General features: G+C 73.4%; 15 protein-coding genes and 1 tRNA gene. 12 read left to right on the top strand and 4 right to left on the bottom strand.

The window, feature by feature from the left end; translation table 11 throughout:
- Positions 1 to 31 precede the first annotated feature (31 nt).
- Positions 32 to 106, top strand: a tRNA-Ile gene (locus ND486_RS13150).
- Positions 107 to 889: 783 nt separating this feature from the next.
- On the opposite strand, the gene ND486_RS13145 is transcribed toward ND486_RS13150, so the two are convergent.
- Both ND486_RS13145 and ND486_RS13140 read right to left on the bottom strand, forming a co-directional pair.
- Positions 890 to 2,182 (bottom strand): SLC13 family permease, encoded by a 1,293-nt coding sequence (locus tag ND486_RS13145; protein WP_208825846.1) that lies wholly within the window; start codon positions 2,180 to 2,182, stop codon positions 890 to 892.
- A gap of 73 nt (positions 2,183 to 2,255) precedes the next feature.
- On the bottom strand, positions 2,256 to 3,356 hold the full coding sequence (locus ND486_RS13140) for a PrpF domain-containing protein (protein ID WP_208825844.1): 1,101 nt from the start codon (positions 3,354 to 3,356) through the stop codon (positions 2,256 to 2,258).
- 274 nt (positions 3,357 to 3,630) lie between these two features.
- Here ND486_RS13140 and ND486_RS13135 point away from each other — a divergent pair, with 274 nt between their 5' ends.
- Positions 3,631 to 4,542, top strand: coding sequence for a LysR family transcriptional regulator (locus ND486_RS13135; protein WP_179760449.1), 912 nt, complete (start codon positions 3,631 to 3,633; stop codon positions 4,540 to 4,542).
- A 178-nt stretch (positions 4,543 to 4,720) separates the two neighbouring features.
- Here the strand turns inward: ND486_RS13135 and ND486_RS13130 are convergent, their stop codons facing one another.
- Positions 4,721 to 6,130, bottom strand: coding sequence for an MFS transporter (locus tag ND486_RS13130; protein WP_251784586.1), 1,410 nt, complete (start codon positions 6,128 to 6,130; stop codon positions 4,721 to 4,723).
- 148 nt (positions 6,131 to 6,278) lie between these two features.
- Here ND486_RS13130 and ND486_RS13125 point away from each other — a divergent pair, with 148 nt between their 5' ends.
- The 6 genes from ND486_RS13125 (at position 6,279) to ND486_RS29745 (ending at position 12,228) form a co-directional block, all read left to right on the top strand.
- Entirely contained in the window at positions 6,279 to 7,061 is a 783-nt protein-coding gene (locus ND486_RS13125) for an IclR family transcriptional regulator (RefSeq protein ID WP_251784585.1), read from the top strand.
- A 135-nt stretch (positions 7,062 to 7,196) separates the two neighbouring features.
- Entirely contained in the window at positions 7,197 to 8,408 is a 1,212-nt protein-coding gene (locus ND486_RS13120; RefSeq protein WP_251784584.1) for a 4-hydroxybenzoate 3-monooxygenase, read from the top strand.
- On the top strand, positions 8,405 to 8,725 hold the full coding sequence (locus ND486_RS13115; protein ID WP_251784583.1) for a Dabb family protein: 321 nt from the start codon (positions 8,405 to 8,407) through the stop codon (positions 8,723 to 8,725). Before ND486_RS13120 ends, ND486_RS13115 begins: the two co-directional genes overlap by 4 nt.
- Positions 8,718 to 9,470 (top strand): SDR family NAD(P)-dependent oxidoreductase, encoded by a 753-nt coding sequence (locus ND486_RS13110; protein ID WP_251784582.1) that lies wholly within the window; start codon positions 8,718 to 8,720, stop codon positions 9,468 to 9,470. Before ND486_RS13115 ends, ND486_RS13110 begins: the two co-directional genes overlap by 8 nt.
- Before the next feature lie 32 nt (positions 9,471 to 9,502).
- Positions 9,503 to 11,266, top strand: a complete 1,764-nt coding sequence (locus tag ND486_RS13105) for an FAD-dependent oxidoreductase (RefSeq protein WP_251784581.1) — start codon at positions 9,503 to 9,505, stop codon at positions 11,264 to 11,266.
- Positions 11,267 to 11,400: 134 nt separating this feature from the next.
- A complete protein-coding gene (locus ND486_RS29745; RefSeq protein WP_251784580.1) occupies positions 11,401 to 12,228 on the top strand; it encodes a phosphatase PAP2 family protein in 828 nt (275 codons plus the stop codon).
- A 60-nt stretch (positions 12,229 to 12,288) separates the two neighbouring features.
- Here the strand turns inward: ND486_RS29745 and ND486_RS13095 are convergent, their stop codons facing one another.
- Positions 12,289 to 12,615, bottom strand: coding sequence for an acyl-CoA dehydrogenase family protein (locus ND486_RS13095; protein ID WP_308215850.1), 327 nt, complete (start codon positions 12,613 to 12,615; stop codon positions 12,289 to 12,291).
- A gap of 214 nt (positions 12,616 to 12,829) precedes the next feature.
- Here ND486_RS13095 and ND486_RS13090 point away from each other — a divergent pair, with 214 nt between their 5' ends.
- From ND486_RS13090 to ND486_RS13075, 4 genes are all read left to right on the top strand, one after another.
- A complete protein-coding gene (locus ND486_RS13090) occupies positions 12,830 to 13,249 on the top strand; it encodes a PEP-utilizing enzyme (protein WP_178375381.1) in 420 nt (139 codons plus the stop codon).
- A gap of 61 nt (positions 13,250 to 13,310) precedes the next feature.
- A complete protein-coding gene (locus tag ND486_RS13085) occupies positions 13,311 to 14,741 on the top strand; it encodes a hypothetical protein (RefSeq protein WP_251784578.1) in 1,431 nt (476 codons plus the stop codon).
- A gap of 104 nt (positions 14,742 to 14,845) precedes the next feature.
- Positions 14,846 to 15,466 carry a hypothetical protein gene (locus ND486_RS13080; protein WP_251784577.1) on the top strand — a complete coding sequence of 207 codons (621 nt, stop codon included), beginning with the start codon at positions 14,846 to 14,848 and terminating at the stop codon, positions 15,464 to 15,466.
- 2 nt (positions 15,467 to 15,468) lie between these two features.
- Positions 15,469 to 17,988: a pyruvate, phosphate dikinase gene (locus ND486_RS13075; RefSeq protein WP_251784576.1), complete on the top strand. Its 2,520-nt coding sequence runs from the start codon at positions 15,469 to 15,471 to the stop codon at positions 17,986 to 17,988.
- Positions 17,989 to 18,054: the final 66 nt, after the last annotated feature.

The following is an 18,054-nucleotide window of genomic DNA, read 5'->3' as shown; positions in this document are numbered from 1 at the left end:
GTGTCCTGGCTCCGGTACTCTCCGGCTCGCCGCGGCGGTAGCTCAATTGGTCAGAGCAGCGGACTCATAACCCGTCAGGTTGCCGGTTCGAGCCCGGCCCGCCGCACAGCGTCGCAGCTCAGAGCGTTGCGCCAGCGCGGTTGCGGTCCACACGAGGTTCGAATCCGACGGACACCAACGCCGGCCGTGCGGGGTTCGATCGAGCGGCAGGTGATCGGCGGGGCCCGACCTCCGCTGCCGATGGGTACTTACGGCAGCATCGAGGTCGCCCGACGGGCGGGCGACACCACCGGCAGCCAGGTCGCCACGTGCCGGTTCCGGGACTTCGACGGCAGGACCCGGCTGATCGAACGCAGTGGGGCGACGGAGGCCGCCGTCTCCCGCGCGTTCCGGGACGAGATCCGGACCTGGTCGCGCAGCGTCGCGACCGCGCCCCTGCGGCCGGAGCACACGTTCGAGCGGGCGGCCTCGCTGCGGCGTCGACGCCCATCTCACGGTGGAGCGCGGGCCGGTCCCCAGCGGTCCGTCGCCGGCCTCGTCGCGGACCAAGCCGGCGACGTCCGCATCGATGTCCCGGGCCGTCCCGTCGTGACCCCCCGACCGGGCTGTTCGTCGGTGTCCGCGACGGCGGGAGAGCGCAGACGGCCATCGGGTCGATGCGCACCACAGCCCACTCCGCGGGGCGCGCGGGTGTCCGGTGCCGCGGGGCCTGCAGCAGCCGGGCGCGGACGGCGTGGTCGTCGTCGGCGGGCAGGCAGCCCGGGCCCAGGACGGCCGTGTGCCGGCACCCGCGGGGAGCGGGTACCGGCACACGGAGGTCGGTCAGGGACGCCCCGGTCGCGTGGGTGGGGTCCCGTCCCGACGTCGTCGGGGGTACTGGCCGGCGGGGTCAGAACGCCCCGGGCAGGACCAGGACCGCCCACGCGGCGAGCGGGCCGAGGGCCACGATCCCGCAGGTGTAGGTGATGACCTGGCGGTAGAAGCGGGTGCGGTCCACACCCCGGGCGTTGGCCAGCACCAGGGCGCCGTTGGTGGAGAACGGGGACACGTCGACGATCGTGGTGGAGATGGCCATCGCCGCGATCACGCCCGCCGCGGGCAGCGAACCGGTCAGCAGCAGCGGGATCGCCATCGGGATCACCGCGGTCAGGATCGCCGTCGAGGACGCGAAAGCCGAGGTGATGCCGACGACCAGGCACAGGACCAGGGCCACCAGCAGCGGGGCGCCCAGGTGCACGGCGCCCTCGGACACCCACTCGATGGTGCCCGCGTGCTCCAGTACACCGACGTAGGTGACCATGCCCGCAACCAGCAGGATCGTCGGCCAGCTGATGCCGTCGATCGCCTTGCCGAGGTTGTCGCGGTCCATCAGGGCCAGGACGGCACCGGCGGCCAGGGCCAGGAAGCCGATCTGCAGGTGGAAGGCCAGGGCGCCGACGACGAGGCCGACCAGCGCGACGAGCGTGGCGCGCTGCTGCCAGGTCACGACGCGGGGCTGCGTGCGGACCATCGTCGCCACACCGCCGCCCCCGGTGGGCAGCTCGTCGTCGTCGGCGGGTTCGGGCCGCTCGACGAAGCTCTCCTCGCCACGACGGCGCAGCAGCAGGTAGGTGATACCGCCGAGCAGGGCGTTGAACGCGAGGCTGGCGAAGAACAGCACGGCCTGGGACACGGCGAGGCCGGAGTCGGCGACGATCCCGAAGACCAGCGCCCCGGAGACAGCCATCGGGGAGAACGCCCCGGCGTGCGCGCCGCAGATGACCATCATGCCGATCATCAGCGGGCTGATGCGGTACTTGAACGCGAAGTTCATGCCGACCGGGACGAGCAGTGCGACGGCGGCCGGGGTGAAGGTGCCGAGTGCGGTGAGCACCGCGGCGACGGCGAACAGCACCCAGGGCACCAGGATCGCGCGGCCCCGCACCAGGCGGATCCCGGCGTCGACGAGCAGGTCGATGGTGCCGTTCAGCTTCGCCACGGAGAACAGGTACGTGACGCCGACGACGGTGATGAACAGCGAGACCGGGAAGCCCTCGAAGATCTCCTTCTCGTCGAGGCCGAGGGCGAACGTCCCGACCACGAACGAGGCGACGAAGGCGAGGATCCCGATGTTGATCGGCAGCATCGTCGCGACGACGAACATGCCGGCCAGGACCAGGACGGAGAGGAGTTGGGGTGACATCGTTGTCCTTCGTGACTCGGAGCGGTCCGGGTGTGGGCGGGATCCGGCCGGTGGTGCCGGTCCCGGGGCGGTGTCAGGCGGCGTGCACCGCGGCGGTCGGGACGGTGGCGGCGGTCGCGGGCTCCGGCAGGGCCAGGAGCGCGTCCGCGATCCGGCGCGCGGTGCGGCGGACCGCGACCGCGGGCAGGCCGTCACGGCTGCCGTGCACGGTGGCGATCACGCCGGCCGGGGTGTCGATCAGCAGGTCCTCCCGCTCCGTCGCGACGAGGTCGTGCAGGACGGTACCGGCGGTGCGGGTCGCAAGGGTGAGCGCGATGCTGCCGGTCACGGCGAGTGCCGGGTGGGTGCGCCCCATCGACAGCATGCGGACGGCCACGTCGGACCGGCCCGGCGCGCCCTCGGCGACCAGCGCCAGCTTGGGGACGGCGCGGGCGGCGTCGCGCGGGGTGTCGGCCAGGCCCATGCGGACGGCCGCGGCCCGGCGGAGCACGTCCAGCCGGTCCAGCAGGCCGGGCAGCGCGTCGATCTCGGCGGGCGACTCGTGCCCGGTGATCCCGACGGCCGCCGCCGGGACGACGACGACCGGGGCGCCGGCGTCGACGAGGGTGACCGGCACGCCGTGCACGACGTCGGCCGGGTTCCCGCTGGGCAGCAGCGACCCGGTCGTGCGACCGGCCGGGTCGACGAACCACATGCGGATGCCGACGCCGGGGGTCGGGACCCCGGGGATGTGCTCGTGGCCCTCCTCGACGACGCGCCCGCCGGGGGTCGGCACCTCCAGCACGATCAGCTGGCCGGTGTTGGTGTTGTGCACGCGGACCTCGGTGACGTCCCCGGTGGGGACGACCCACCCGCGGCGCAGCGCCCACGGCCCGACGACCGCGGAGCAGTTCCCGCAGTTGCTGGTCCGGTCCACCCGGCCGTCGGCGATGCCGACCTGGGCGAAGGTGTAGTCGACGTCCGCGCCGGGGCGGGTGCTGCGGGAGAGGATCACGGCCTTGCTGGTGGTGGACGTCGCGCCGCCGACGCCGTCGATCTGGCGCGGGTCCGGGCTGCCGTAGAGCCGGAGCAGCACCTCGTCCGCGGTGCGGCCGTCGACCCGGAGGTCGTCGGCGTCGAAGACCCAGCACTTGCTGGTCCCACCGCGCATCCACGTGGCGGAGATGTCTCGCATGGCTGCTCCCGGGGTTGCGGCGCGGCCGCCGGGGGTCGGCGACGTCGTCGACGGTGACGCCGACCGACGTGCAGCACAATCACGAGTTGTGGCACCCTCGTGAAGTCCTGCTTCAGGATGACGAAGGCTGGAACGGGGCGGGCAACCGGCATCGGCGCGCGACTACGCAGCTCGGCAGCGTGAAGCAGAACTGCACGCCCCCCAGCAGAACGCTGATTCACCGATCCCTCGTCATCGGTCGCTTCGCGCGGCCGACCGGCCCCCGGAGGCCCCCGTGCTCGACGTCCGACGGCTCGCACTGCTCGCCGCGGTGCTCGACTCCGGCTCCATGACCGCGGCCGCCGAACAGCTCGGCTACTCACCGTCGGCGGTGTCCCAGCAGCTGCGCCGGCTGGAGAAGGAGGCCGGCCAGCCGCTGCTGCAGCGCCAGGCCCGCGGGGTGCTCCCCACCGAAGCCGGCGCAGTGCTCGCCGGGCACGCCCGGCACGTGCTGCGCCGCCTCGAGGCCGCCGAGGCGGACCTCGCCGAGCTGGCCGGGCTGCGCCGCGGGACGCTCGCGATCGGTACGTTCCCGACGATCGCGAGCGCGCTGATGCCACGGGTCGTCAGCCGCTTCCGCCGCCAGTACCCCGACATCCGGCTCGACGTCCGCAGCGCCCGCCACGACGAGCTCATCGCGATGCTGGAGAGCGGCCGGGTCGGGATCTCGCTGCTCTGGGACTACGCCTGGGACCGGGTCGACCCAGGGCAGTTCTCGCTCACCCCGCTGCTCGACGACCCGACCGTCCTCGTCGTCGCCGACGACCACCGCCTCGCCCGCCGCCGCAGCGTCACCATGGCCGAGCTGGCCGACGAGGACTGGATCGTCCGCGCCCACGACCACCCGGTGGCCGAGGTGCTGGAACGCAGCTGCCGGGCCGCCGGGTTCTCCCCGCGCATCGCCTTCGAGGCGAACGACTACCAGGAGGCGCAGGCGATGGTCAGCGTCGGCGTCGGGGTGGCGCTGGCCCCGCGGACGGCGGTCAGCGCACCCCGTCCCGACGTGCGGGTGCTCGGTCTCGGACGGGAGGCGCCGTCGCGGCGGGTGCTGCTGGCGCACCGGCCGGACCGGCTGCGGGCGCCGGCGGAGCTGGCGATGCACCAGATGCTGGTCGACGTCGCGCGGGAGTACCAGACACAGCCGTGATCCCGGCGCCGGCGATCGGCCGGTCCCGTACGCGATCCGTCCGCCTCCACCCGTTCCCGGCCTCCTCAGCGACGACCGGACGGCCGTCCGGCAGTCCGCTCCGGATCTCGGACCAGGTCGGGACCGGCTCGGTCGCCGGTGGACGGGCCCGGCGCCCCGTCCACCGGCCCGGCCGGGCTCAGCGTCGTCCCAGTTCCAGCACCGGCGTCCGGTGGGTCTCCCGCGCGGTCAGGGCGGCGACCGCCGAGACGACTCCGCAGCCGAGCGAGAACAGCGCGACCGGAACCCACGCGGTGGGCCCCTCGCCCATGATCGCGAAGGCGATCGACGGCGCGAACCCGGCGATGAGGAACCCGATCTGGGTGCCGACGGCGAAACCCGTGAAGCGCACGCGCGCGTCGAACATCTCGGTGAAGAAGGCCGGCCACAGACCGTTGACCGCGCTGTAGACGAGCCCGCCCTGCAGGATGCCGGCGACGAACACCGACGACAGGTCGCCGGTCGAGATGGCCCAGAGATACAGGCCGGTGGCGAGCGCCGAGCCGAGCGCACCGAACACCCAGACCGGCTTGCGGCCGATCCGGTCCGACAGCAGCGCCCAGGCGGGGATCGCGACGATCGCGACGCCGTTGGCGGCCACCGTCACCCAGAGCACGGACGCGCGATCCATCCCGACGGCGTCGGAGGTCGCGTAGGCGAGCCCGAACACCGCGAACAGTGTCTGGAACACCGCGAACAGCGAGCAGCCGACCACGCGCAGGAGATCCCGCCCCCGGGTCCTGACCAGACCGAGCAGCGGCATCTGCTCGGGGTGCCCGTCGTCGTTCCCGTGTGCTCCCACGCCGTGGTCGGCGGCGTCCCCGGCGACCGTCCCGGTGAAGACGGGCGACTCGTCGAGCCGGCGCCGGATCATGTAGGTCACCGCGACGACGACCACGCTGAGCAGGAAGGGGATCCGCCAGCCCCACGACAGCATCTGGTCGCGCGGCATCGCAGCGACGGGCACGAACACCAAGGTCGCGAGCACCATCCCGGCCGCGAAGCCGGACATCGTGAAGCTGGTGTAGAACGCCCGGCGGCCCTCGGGTGCGTACTCCATCGTGAGCGTGCTCGCCCCCGCCGCCTCACCGCCCGCGGACAGCCCCTGGATCAGGCGACAGACGACCAGCAGGACCGGTGCGAGCACGCCCGCGGTCTCGTAGGAGGGGAGCAGCCCGATCGCCACGCTGCTCAACCCCATCAGCAGCAGCGTGGTGATCAGGACGCCGCGCCGCCCCACCCGGTCCCCGAAGTGCCCGAACACGACCGCGCCGAGCGGGCGGGCCACGTAGGCGACTCCGAACGTGGCCAGGGACAGGACGGTCGCGGTCGCCGGGTCGCCCGCGGGGAAGAACACGACGTTGAACACCAGCGCAGCCGCCGAGCCGTAGATGAAGAAGTCGTAGTACTCCAGGAGGCACCCGAGGAAGGCGGCGACGGAGGCCCGGCGGGCCTCCCGCGGGCGCGCTCCGGCGGCGTTCACCGCCCCGTCGGTGACGGTCCCCGTGGACGTCGGTGGCTGCACGCGCCCCGGTTCGGTCGTGGCCATGTGATCTCCCTCGATCATCGACCGCCCGGCCTGGTCCCGGCGGTGGTTGCGAGGAGGGTGCGGGAGGGGACGCCCCGCGCTGAACGGTGACTCCGTTCAATGGGAGGAGCGGGTTGAGCGGCCGCCCGGGGCGGGACAGCATGGTCCGATGGCCCGGTCACCGTCCGGCGAGTCACTGCTGACCCGTGTGGACCGCATCCTCGCGAGCTTCGGCCCGGACAACCCCGTCCGCACCGTCGCCGGCATCGCCCGCACGGCGGAGCTGCCCGTCGCGACGGCACACCGTCTGGTGCACGAGCTCGTCGAGCTCGGCTACCTCGAACGCACCGCGACGCGTCGGGTGCGGCTGGGCGTGCGGCTGTGGGAGCTGGCCTCCCGCGGATCGCGGGCGCTCGGCCTGCGCGAGGCGGCGATGCCGGTGATGGAGGACGTGCACGCCGTGATCGGCCACCACACCCAGCTCGCCGTCCGCGACGGCGCGGAGGTCCTCTACCTGGAGCGGCTCTCCACCCGGGGCGGCTCACGCAACATCATCCAGGTCGCCGGACGCTTGCCCGTCCACGCCTGCTCCTCGGGGATCGTGCTGCTCGCCCACGCGCCCGTCGAGGAGCAGGAGGCGGTCCTCACCGGCACCATGGCCCGCTACACCGCGCACACCCCCGCCACCCCGACCGCGCTGCGCCGGCTGCTCGCCGACACCCGGCGCCAGGGGTTCGTGCTGGCCGACGCCTTCATCACCGACGGGGCCACCGGTGTCGCCGTGCCGATCCGCGGACCCGGTGACGCCGTCGTGGCCGCGCTGAGCATCGTCGTGCCCTCCGGGTCGGGCAACGCCCCCGCCCAGATCTCCGCGCTGCTGGCCGCGGCCCGCGCGATCTCCCGGGCGCTCGGCGCCCACCCCCGGCTCGACGCCGACCTCACCTCGCTCTGACCGGCCGTCCCGGTCCCCGGCGACCTCCCATTGAACGGAGTCGGCGTTCCCGCCGACCGTCCCCGGCGGTGAGCCTCGACCCGCACCGACGACCGGCAACGGCCGGCGTCGCGGAGCCGAGGGACGGAGTGGTTCATGAGGCAGGAGCGAACCCGGGTCGCCGTCGTCGGCGCCGGGCCCGCGGGCCTGGTGCTGGCGATGCTGCTGGCGCGGGAGGGGATCGACGCGGTGGTCGTCGACCACCGCACCCGTGAGGAGATCGAGGGCACCGTCCGGGCGGGGATCCTGGAACAGGGGACCGTGGAGCTGCTCGACGCCTGCGGCGCGGGCGCGCGGATCGGTGTCGACGGTGCCCGGCACGACGGGATCGGCCTCCGGGTCGACGGCACGACCCACCGGGTGGACCTGCGCGGGCACACCGGACGGTCGGTGTGGCTCTACCCGCAGCACGAGGTGCTGACCGACCTGCTCGCCTGGCATCGGGACCACCACACGGACCTCCGGCTGGGCGTGTCGGGGGCGACGGTGGCCGAGACCGGCGCGGACGGTGCGGTCGTCACCTTCACCGGTGCCGACGGCGTGCCCGTCGAGCTGGCCTGCGAGGCGCTGGCCGGGTGCGACGGTTCGCGCAGCGTGGTCCGTGGCGCGATCCCGGACCGGATGCGCACCGACCACTTCCGGGCGTTGCCGTTCGCCTGGTTCGGCGTCCTGCTCGATGCGCCGCCGAGCGCGAAGGAGCTGGTCTACGCCTCCTCCGAGCGCGGGTTCGCGCTGATCAGCTCGCGGACGCCCACCGTGCAGCGGATGTACTTCCAGTGCGATCCGGCCGAGTCCACGTCGGACTGGTCGGATGCGCGCATCCTCGACGAGCTGCAGGCCCGGGTCGCCGGGGCCGACGGGTTCGCCCTCGTCGAGGGGCCGGTCCTCACCCGCGACGTCATCCCGATGCGGTCCTACGTCTGCGAGCCGATGCGCCACCGCCGCGTGTTCCTCGCCGGGGACGCCGCGCACACCGTGCCCCCGACGGGGGCGAAGGGGCTGAACCTGGCCGTCGCCGACGTGGTCCTGCTGGCCGGGGCACTGACCGACCTGCTCGTGCATCGCCGCGACGAGGCCGTCGACCGGTACGCCGCCGACGCGGCCCGGCGGGTGTGGCGGACCCAGCAGTTCTCCTACCACCTGACCACGACGTTGCACCCGGAGCCGGGCGCCGACCCGTTCGACGAGCGGCGCCGGCGCGCCGCGGTCGAGCACCTCGTGACCTCGCAGCGGGCCGCGGCCGAGCTGGCCGAGGGCTACGTCGGATGGCCGCTCCCCGGTGCCGGCTGCTCCGGGACCACCCGGTGATCCGCCACGTGGTGCTGTTCCGGTGGCGCGCCGGGTTCGACCCCACCGAGTGGCTGGACCGGGTCCGGGCGCTGCCGGCGCTGGTCCCGCAACTGCGGAGCCTGTCCGCAGGGCCGGACGTGCTGGGCGCCGACCGGTCGTGGGATGCCGCCGTGGTCGCCGACTTCGACGGCCTCGACGACGTCGCCGCCTACACCGACCATCCGGCCCACCGGCCGCTGATCGCGATCTCCGGCGCGGGCGCCGAGCAGATCGTCTCCGTCGACTTCGAGGTCCCGGACGAGGGACCGGCCCCGAGGAGGGACGTCCATGAGTGAGCGCATGAGCGGGAAGACCGTCGTGCTGACCGGTGGTACCGGCGACCTGGGACGGGCCACCGCGCGGCTGCTGGCCGGGCACGGCGCCGTCGTCGTGAACCTGGACAGCCGCCGCAACGACGAGGGATGGGACGGCCTGCCCGTCACCGACGTCGTCTGCGACGTCACCTCCGAGAGCGAGGTCGGCGACGCCGTCGCCGGGATCGTCGCCGGACACGGCGCGCCGCACGTGCTCGTCAACGCGGCGGGGATCATCGGCCGCCCCGCGCCGTCGCACGAGTCGACGGTCGAGGAGTTCGACCGGATCTTCGACGTCAACGTCAAGGGCGTCTGGCTCACCACCCGCGCCGTGGTGCCGCACATGGTCGCCGCGGGCCGGGGGAGCATCGTGAACTTCTCCTCCATCCACGGCCTCACCGGCGGCAGCAACGTGCCGCTCTACCACGCGACCAAGGGCGCGGTCCGGCTGCTCAGCAAGGCGGACGCCGCGACCTACGGGCCACACGGCGTCCGCGTGAACTCCCTGCACCCGGGCTCGATGGACACGGCGATGAGCCGGGCGTCGGCGGAACGCTCGGCGATCGGCCCGGAGGCCTACTACCGCCGGCTCGTCGCCGGCAACCCGTTGCCGCGTCAGGGACGGCCCGAGGAGATCGCCCACGCCGTTCTCTACCTCGCCTCCGACGAGTCCGGCTTCACCACCGGCGCCGAGCTCGTCGTCGACGGCGGCTACACCGCGCTGTGACCCGCACCCCACCCCCCGTGAAGGAGACCACCGTGAAGACCTGGACCTGCGACGTGCTCGTGATCGGCTCCGGCGCCGGCGGGATCGCCGCCGCCCTGCGCGCCGCGCACGACGGCAGCAGCGTGATCGTCGCCGAGAAGGACCGCTACCTGGGCGGCACGACCGCCATCTCCGGCGGCTGGCTGTGGGTGCCCGGCAACGAGCAGGGCGTGCGGGAGGGCGACACCCGCGAGGAGGCCGAGACCTACATCCGGCACCTGGCCGGGGACTCCTACGACGCCACCGCCGTCGGCGCCTTCCTCGACACCGTGCCCGAGGCGATGCGTTTCTTCACCGACGAGGCCGGGATCGGCTTCCACTACCCGGAGAAGGCGCCGGACTACCGGATGGACGCCCCCGGCGCGAAGGTCTCCGGCCGGGCGGTGACGGTCGGCGCCACCGACGCCCGCATCCTCGGCGAGGACCGCCTGCGGATGCAGCCCTACCTGCAGTCCTACACGGTCTTCGGGTACATGCCCGAGGTCGGCCCCGACATCGCCCGGTTCCTCAAGGCCAACCGGGACCCGGCCGCCTTCCGGCACGCCGCCCGCAAGATCACCGCGACCTGGGTGCAGACGCTGCTGTACCGCCGCGCGCACCTGCGCACCAACGGCAACGCACTGATGACGCGGATGGTGGCGGCCGCCCGCGAGGCCGGCATCCGGATGTGGACCTCCACGACCGCCCAGGAGATCCTGCGGGGCCCCGACGGCGTGGTGACCGGGGTGCGGCTGTCCGGCGCGCACGCCGGCGAGGTCCGCGCCCGGCTCGGGGTCGTCATCGCCTCCGGCGGGTTCTCCGGCAACGCCGAGCTGCGCCGCCGGTACTTCGCGCACGACCCGCACGGTGAGGACCACACGACACCCACCCTCGGCCACGACGGCGACGCGGTCCGGCTGGCCGGACCGGTCGGCGGGCACGTCGACGACCGCCCCCACCAGCCGGCGTCCTGGGGGCCCGTGACGGTGTTCCGCGGGCTGCGCGGGCAGAAGCGGTGGTTCCCGCACCTGCGCGCGTTCGGGCTGCCCGGGCTGATCGCGGTCGACCGGGACGGCGAGAGGTTCGCCAACGAGTCGAGCTCCTACCACGACTTCGGCGTCGAGATGATCCGCAACGACGCCGACCGGGAGGGGACCTTCGGCTGGATCGTCGCCGACGACACCGCGATGCGGCGCTACGGCATCGGCTGGGCCAAGCCCTGGCCGTTCCCCCAGGCGCTGTTCCGCCGGGCCGGGTACCTGCACAGCGCCCCGACCGTCGCCGGGCTCGCCGGGAGGATCGGCGTGCCCGCCGAGGCCCTGCAGCGGACACTCGACGAGTTCAACGCCGGTGCGGCCCGCGGCGAGGACCCGCGCTTCGGACGGGGGTCGAACTGGTTCCACCACTTCAAGGGCGACATGGACCACCGACCCAACCCCAACCTCGCCCCCATCGAGACGGGGCCCTTCCACGCGGTCAGGATCGAGATGGGGGATCTCGGGACCTACGCCGGCCTCGCCGTCGGCCCGCGCAACGAGGTGCTGGACGAGGACGCACAGCCCGTGCCGGGGCTCTACGCCGTCGGCACCTCGGCCGTGTCCGTGTTCGGCGGCGGATACCCCGGATACGGAGCCAACATCGGTCCCGCCATGGTGTTCGGCTATCGGGTCGGACGGGACCTCGGTGCCTGCGCAGGGGAGCGTGCGAACCGGTCACAGCCCCCTGCCGCCGCGGTGCCCGACGGGTCCGAGGATCTCGCCGTCCGCGGCCGCCGCTGACGGCGGCCGCTCGTCGGGCCCGGCGGACGTGTACCGGGCCGGCCGGCTCCGGTTGACGGTCGCGTCGGTGTCCCCGTACCTCCCGCGCCGGCGTTCTCAGCGCCGCCACAGCACCGGCGCGGGACAGTTGCACGGTGAACACCGCCGATGCACAGCAGGCCGCGGGACTCGTCCTGACACTCGGATGGCTGCTCGTCGCGGTCGTCCTGTTCGCCCACCGGGCGGGCCTGGTGACGTCGGGCCCGCTGATCGGTCGCGACGTCCGGGTCCCCGGCCCGTTGCTGTGGGGATCGGGTGCGGCGGTGGCGTTCTACACCGGGCAGGCCGTCGTCGTCGACGCGGTGGAGGACGCCCCGAACCGCATCGTCGCCGGGGCCGACCGGCCGGTGCTGGACTGGATGATCGCCCACCGCACCCCGGACCTGACGTCGCTGATGGAGGCGGTCAGCCGCTACGGGGGTACGAACGGGACGCTGCTGCTCGCGGCGGCGGCCGTCGCCGTCCTGCTGGTGACGCGTCGCTGGTGGGACGCACTGGCCGTCGCCGTCGCGACCGGTGGTGTGGCGGTGCTGGTACCGAGCTTCAAGGACCTCTACGGCCGCACCCGCCCGCCGGTGGCGACCCAGCTGGTCGTCGAGCCGGACCTGTCGCTGCCCTCCGGCCACGCCCTCGGCGCGATCGTGGTCATCGGGATCATCGCGGTGGTCCTGGGGCGCGCGGTGCGGTCCACCGGGTGGCGGGTCGTGGTCGGCGCCGTCGCCGCCGCCGCGGTCCTCACGATCAGCGTCAGCCGGCTCTACCTGGGGGTGCACTGGGTCACCGACGTCGCGACCAGCTGGACGCTCGGCGGGGCCTGGCTCGCGGTCGTCGTCACGGGTCTGATGTGGGTGACCGGACGGGGCTCGGGTTCCGGCGTTGGCGGTCGTCCGGCCCGGCGCCCCGGACCGCCCGTCGCGGGCTGACCAGCTCGGCGCGCGGCACCCGGTCCCGGCGCGGGCGACGACCTCGTCCCGGATCGCCGGTCACGGACCCGCCATGACCGTGCGGCCGTAGGTCCTGCCGCTGTCGCGGAGCTCCTCCCACATGATCGCGGCCTCGACGCCCCCGGCGGCGGTTCCGCCCAGCTCGGCCGGGATCATCGTCCTGAGCACGCCGGCCTCGACGGCCCTCTCGTGGACCTCGCGGATCAGGGCCGATGCCTCGCGGGGGTCCGGGGTCGCACGGACCCGCTCCGCCGGCGGTGCGAGGTGCACCTGAGCGAACTCGCGCATCGTGACCGTGAGCTTCGCCTGCGCCGCGGGCTGGACGACAGCGCAGTCCTGGAGGACTCGCGGGTGCGCGGGCGGCACCGGCACGCCACTCGGGCGGAGGTACCGCACGACGTCCCGTCACTGCTGATCTGGATCTGTCCCCGCAGGACAAGCTCCCCGTCCAGTTTTGTCCGTCGGTTCCATCGGAGCACGTGGTGATTGGCGGCACTGTGACCCACACGACGCCGAGGTGCCGTGACCGGCCGGCCCCGCGGGACGACGCCGGTCCACCCGAGTTCAAGGAGGAACTTCCATGGCCGAGGTACTGGCCGAGGGCTACAACGTCTTCGACACCGGCAAGTCCCCCAGCGGAACCATCAAGTACCTGTCGTCCCCGGCCGACGTCATCTCGCTGATCCAGTCGGGGAAGCTGCAGGAACACATCCTCCTGGTGCAGGGCGGCACGACGACCTTCCTGGCTCCCGCGCTCAGCATGGGCGCCATCGGCGTGATCACGATGTCCGGTGCTCCGGAGTCCCACCTGGGGATCCTGTCCCGCGAGTTCCAGACGCCCTGCGTGATGACCGCCCACCTCACCAGCAGCGACTCGCGCTACGTCGTCGGCAGCACCGACCCGTCGCACTTCGACGAGATCGCGACGGCCCTCGACGGCCGCAAGGTCCGCCTGGACTGCACCGACGGGGAGGTCGGCCGCGTCGTCGCCGACGACTGACCCGGTCCCGACAACGACCCCCTTCCACGACGCCGACGAACCGGGACAGGAGCACAGCGCAGTGACCGCAACCGAGGGCAAGAAGGCGACCTACAAGCAGCGATACGAGGAGGGCGACGACGGCCTCCGGTTCCAGGACCTGACCTACACCGGCAACTTCGTCGGCCTCGAGCCCGTCACCGACGGCATCAAGGGCGACAAGATGCTCAAGGAGCGCGCGAAGTCCGGCGTGCTGGAGAAGGTGTCCAAGGAGGACGTCCTCAGGGACCGGTTCAGCATCGACGAGCTGAACGACCTGAACAACTACCTGGCCTGGAACATCTGGGACGTGCTGGTCATGCGCGCCACCGAGGGCGTCAGCGGCATGATCCCCCGCCAGGAGTACGAGATCCTGGCCTTCATGCACGAGTTCTACCGCTGGCCGGAGATCCTGCGCATGACCACCAACGAGGTGGGTGCGCAGGGTGTCATGGACATCGGGGCCAGTGCGCGGCGCGAGATCGGCACCAAGGTCAACTCCGTGCACGACTGGTGCATCGGCGCCGTCGGGTTCGGCATGGGTCGCTGCGGCCTGCTCGCCCTGGAGGCCATCGGCCCGGACGACTACGTCGCCGAGTCCAACGAGATCCTCAAGTTCATGCAGCGCGTGCTGTGGGGCAAGCGCCAGGACGGCTACATCCTCAACTCCCAGGACCGCTACCGCTGCCGGATCCACGAGGAGGACTTCCTGCAGCAGCTCACCTCGCAGATCGAGCCCCTCGACCACGGCAGCCCGAAGCACGCGGCGTTCACCCAGTTCAACGCCGCCACCGAGCTGCTGGCCTTCCTGCACCACTACGACAACCGGCTCGGCCTGGGCGACACCGGGCCCTACGAGCTCCCCGACGGCACCCTGCTGATCCTGCGCGACCTGTTCGTGAACGAGGAGATCTACCACTGGTCGGACGTGAGCGAGGACGCGAAGCTCCCGCACGCGTACACCCTGGCCATGATCATCGACCCGGAGAAGATGGGCCTGGAGGAGATCCGGGTCAACGACATCTCCACGACCTTCACCCGTCCGAAGAACTACATCGAGGCCATCATCGGCGGCGCGGTCTTCGCCCGCGAGAAGTGGGACACCCCGATGGGCGAGGTCTACCCGATCGCCGTCGACGACCTGTCCGACCACCTGGGCCGGGTCCAGCAGGCGACCCTGAAGCTGTACACCAAGACGTCGAAGATGTGCCGCCGCGACCTCATCTGGAACGGGCAGTACGTCTACTACATCGACATGATCCTCCCGCACCTGCGCAAGGCGGGGACCTACGAGAAGGCCTGCCGCGACTACGACCTGTGGGAGATCGACCAGCGGGTCTCGAACTACTACTACGAGATCACCAAGCGCGGCTTCGCCCAGGAGACGGTGCCCAGCAAGATCTTCTCCGGCGCCGGTTACCTGCCGTTCTCCGACAAGGCCGACCTGCGCAGCTCGAAGGGACGCTGGCTCTAGACCCGCCGCACCGGCCCGTCCGCGGGCCGGCCCACCGACGAGCCGACCGGACCGGGCGGCGTGGCGCTCCCCGCCACGCCGCCCTGCCACGTGAAGGGACACCCATGTCCGCAGCCGTGCTGGACAAGACGGACTACGACGTCCTCGACGTCGTCGCCCTGAAGAAGATGGCGACCGCCCAGGTCGTCGCGGCGGCCTCCGGCGTCGCCGCCGACCGTGTCGACGCGGTGCTGGAGGACCTGGCCGGGCGGGGCCTCGTCGTGGTCGCCGGGGGTGCGGCGCTGCCGACCGACGAGGCGGAGCCGGCGCTGCGGGCCGCCGCCGCGGAGCACTACGCGCCGGTGCGCACCGACGACGAGGTCCTCGCGCTCGTCGACCGGTTCGAGACCACCAACGCCCAGTTCCTCACCACGATGTCGTCCTGGCAGCAGATCGACGTCGGGGGGCGGAAGGTCACCAACGACCACACCGACCCCGACTACGACGACAAGGTCATCGCCCGGCTCGAGAAGCTGGTCGCCCGCCTCACCCCGCTCCTGGAGGCGCTGGCCGCCTTCGACGCCCGCTTCGCGCTGTACGGCCGGCGGTTCGAGGCCGCGATCGGGTCCGTCGACGAGGGACGGCACGAGTTCGTCTCCTCGCCCACGATCGACTCGGTGCACAACATCTGGTTCGAGTTCCACGAGGACCTGCTGCGCACCCTCGGCCGGGAGCGGACGGAGTGACCGTGGCCGAACCGCAGAGCACCGGGCGCCCAGGCGTGCCGGCCACACCGGGCTTCACCTGCACGTTCGCCGCGGCCGATCCCGCCGATGTCGACCGGCTCGGTGGCAAGGGCAGCGGTCTGGCCCGGATGAGCCAGCAGGGGCTCCGCGTCCCGCCGGGGTACGTCATCGGCACCGACGCGTGCCGTCGGTACCTCACCGAGGGGACGCTCCCGGCCGGGCTGGCCGACGAGGTCGCGGCCCGGCTCGCCGAGCTCGAGCGGGACTCGGGGAAGACCTTCGGCGCCGGTCCGACCCCTCTGCTGCTGTCCGTGCGGTCCGGGGCGCCGGTCTCGATGCCCGGGATGATGGACACCGTCCTGAACCTCGGCATCGGGCGGGAGGCCGCCGTCGCGCTGGGCGCCGTCACCGGGGACGCCCGCTTCGTCGCCGACCTGACCGCGCGGTTCCACGCGATGTACGCCGAGACCGTGCTCGGCGCGCTCGACCCGGGCGAGGGGAGCGACGCGCTCGTCGCCGCCGTCGACCCGGCCGAGGACGCGGGCACGGTGTACGACCGCATCTGGTCGGCCTGCGAGGCCGCGCTGGAGGAGTCCGACGGCGAGTCCGTCCCGGCCGACCCCACGGCCCAGCTGTTCGGCGCCGTCGAGGCGGTCTTCCGGTCCTGGAACACCCGCCGGGCCCGGACCTACCGGGAGTTCCACGCGATCCCGCACGACCTGGGCACCGCCGTCGTCGTGCAGTCGATGGTGTTCGGCAACCTCTCCGACGACTCCGGCTCCGGCGTCGTCTTCACCCGCAACCCCGCCTCCGGCGAGCCCGGCCTGTTCGGCGAGTACCTCGCGCACGCCCAGGGCGAGGACGTCGTCGCCGGGACGAGGACCCCGAACCCGGTCGACCGGGCACTCGCCCCCGCCCTGCTCGACGAGCTGCGGCGCACCTGCGCCGACCTGGAGCGAGACCGGGGCGACGTGCTCGACATCGAGTTCACCGTCGAGCGGTCCACTCTCTACTTCCTGCAGGTCCGCAGCGCCAAGCGCACCCCGGAGGCGGCGGTGCGGATCGCCGCGGACTTCCTCGCCGAGGCGCACGTCGCCCCCGCCGTGGCCCTGCGCAACCTCAGCCCCGAACAGGTCCGCCAGGTCCAGCGCCCCGGCTTCGACGACGACGAGGTCGCCCGTGCCCGCGCCGGGGACCGGCTGCTGACCACCGGTATCGGGGCCTGCCCCGGCCAGGTCAGCGGAGTCCTCGTGCTGGACCCGGACCGGGCGAAGGAGCGTGCCGACGCCGGCGAGGACGTCATCCTGGCCCGCGCCGTGACCAGCCCGGCCGACCTGCACGGGATGATCGCGGCGAACGGCATCGTGACCGCCACCGGCGGCTCCACCAGCCACGCGGCGGTCGTCGCGCGGGCGCTCGGCACGTCCTGCGTGGTGGGCGCGTCGGCGATCACCGTCGACGAGGCGGCCCGCACCCTGGTCGTCGGCGGCCGGACCGTCGCCGAGGGCGACGAGGTCTCCCTCGACGGCGCCGGGGGAGAGCTGTTCCTCGGCCGGATCAGCACCGCGACGCCCGCGGCCGCGACCGGGGCGCTGGGCTCGGTGCTCGCCGCCGCGGCCGGGGCCTCGGGCTGCGAGGTGCTGGTGCGGGTGACGCTGCCCGCCGACGTCGCCCGCGCCCGCGAGGCCGGCGCGAGCGGGCTGGTCACCGCCGTCGACGACGTCCTGGCCGCCACCGGCCACCTGGACGGTCTCGTCGAGGAGCTGCTGTCCGACGCCGGGGTGCAGGAGCGCTTCGACCGCGTCGCGGACCTGGTGGAGCAGGAGCTCACGCCGCTGCTGGACGCGGCGGGGGACCTGCCCGTGGGGGTCCGCGCCGTCGACCTGGTCGCCGACGAGGCGCGGGAGCTGCTCCAGCAGACGGCGGTCACCACCCGGCACCCGGAGCTCGCCCTGCCCCTCGGCCGCCCCGCGCTGGTCGAGGCCCAGCTGCGCGGCCTGACCCGGGCGGCCGCCGCCGCGGGCCGCACGGGTGGGGTCCACCTCGCGGTGCGGCACCTGTCCGACCCGGCCGAGGCGGCGGCGTTGCGCGCGCTGGCGACGGAGGTGCCGGGCGCGGTCGCCGTCGGCGCGTACCTGACCAGCCCGCGGGCGGCCGCCGGTGCGCCGGACATCGCGGCGTGCGTCGACGTCCTCTGGGTCGAGGTCCGGGCGCTGCAGTCCGCGGTGTTCGGGATCCCGGCGCGCCAGCTGCTGACCTCCGACCCGTTGGACGACTACCTGCGGCGGGGGCTGCTGTCGGTGGACCCGCGCACCGCGCTCGACCCGGTCGTGCGGTCGCTGCTCGGCACCGTCGCGACGGCGCAGCGGGCGGACCTGCCGGTCGGCATGCGGCTGTCGGGCGAGGTTCCGGAGGAGGCGGCCGCCCAGCTGTACGGGCTCGGGTTCCGCCGCTTCGCCGTCGACGTCGACGGGGCCCGGCCGCTGGTGCTGGCGCTGGGGAAGGCGGCCCTGGGCGACTGAGGCCCGGGGGCCGGAGCAGCGCGGCGGCCCTCCCCGGACCGGGGAGGGCCGCCGCGGTGTCCGTGG

The organism is Pseudonocardia sp. DR1-2, assembly GCF_023717215.1.
Lineage (GTDB): Bacteria > Actinomycetota > Actinomycetes > Mycobacteriales > Pseudonocardiaceae > Pseudonocardia > Pseudonocardia alni.
This window is presented reverse-complemented; position numbering and strand designations above follow the sequence as displayed.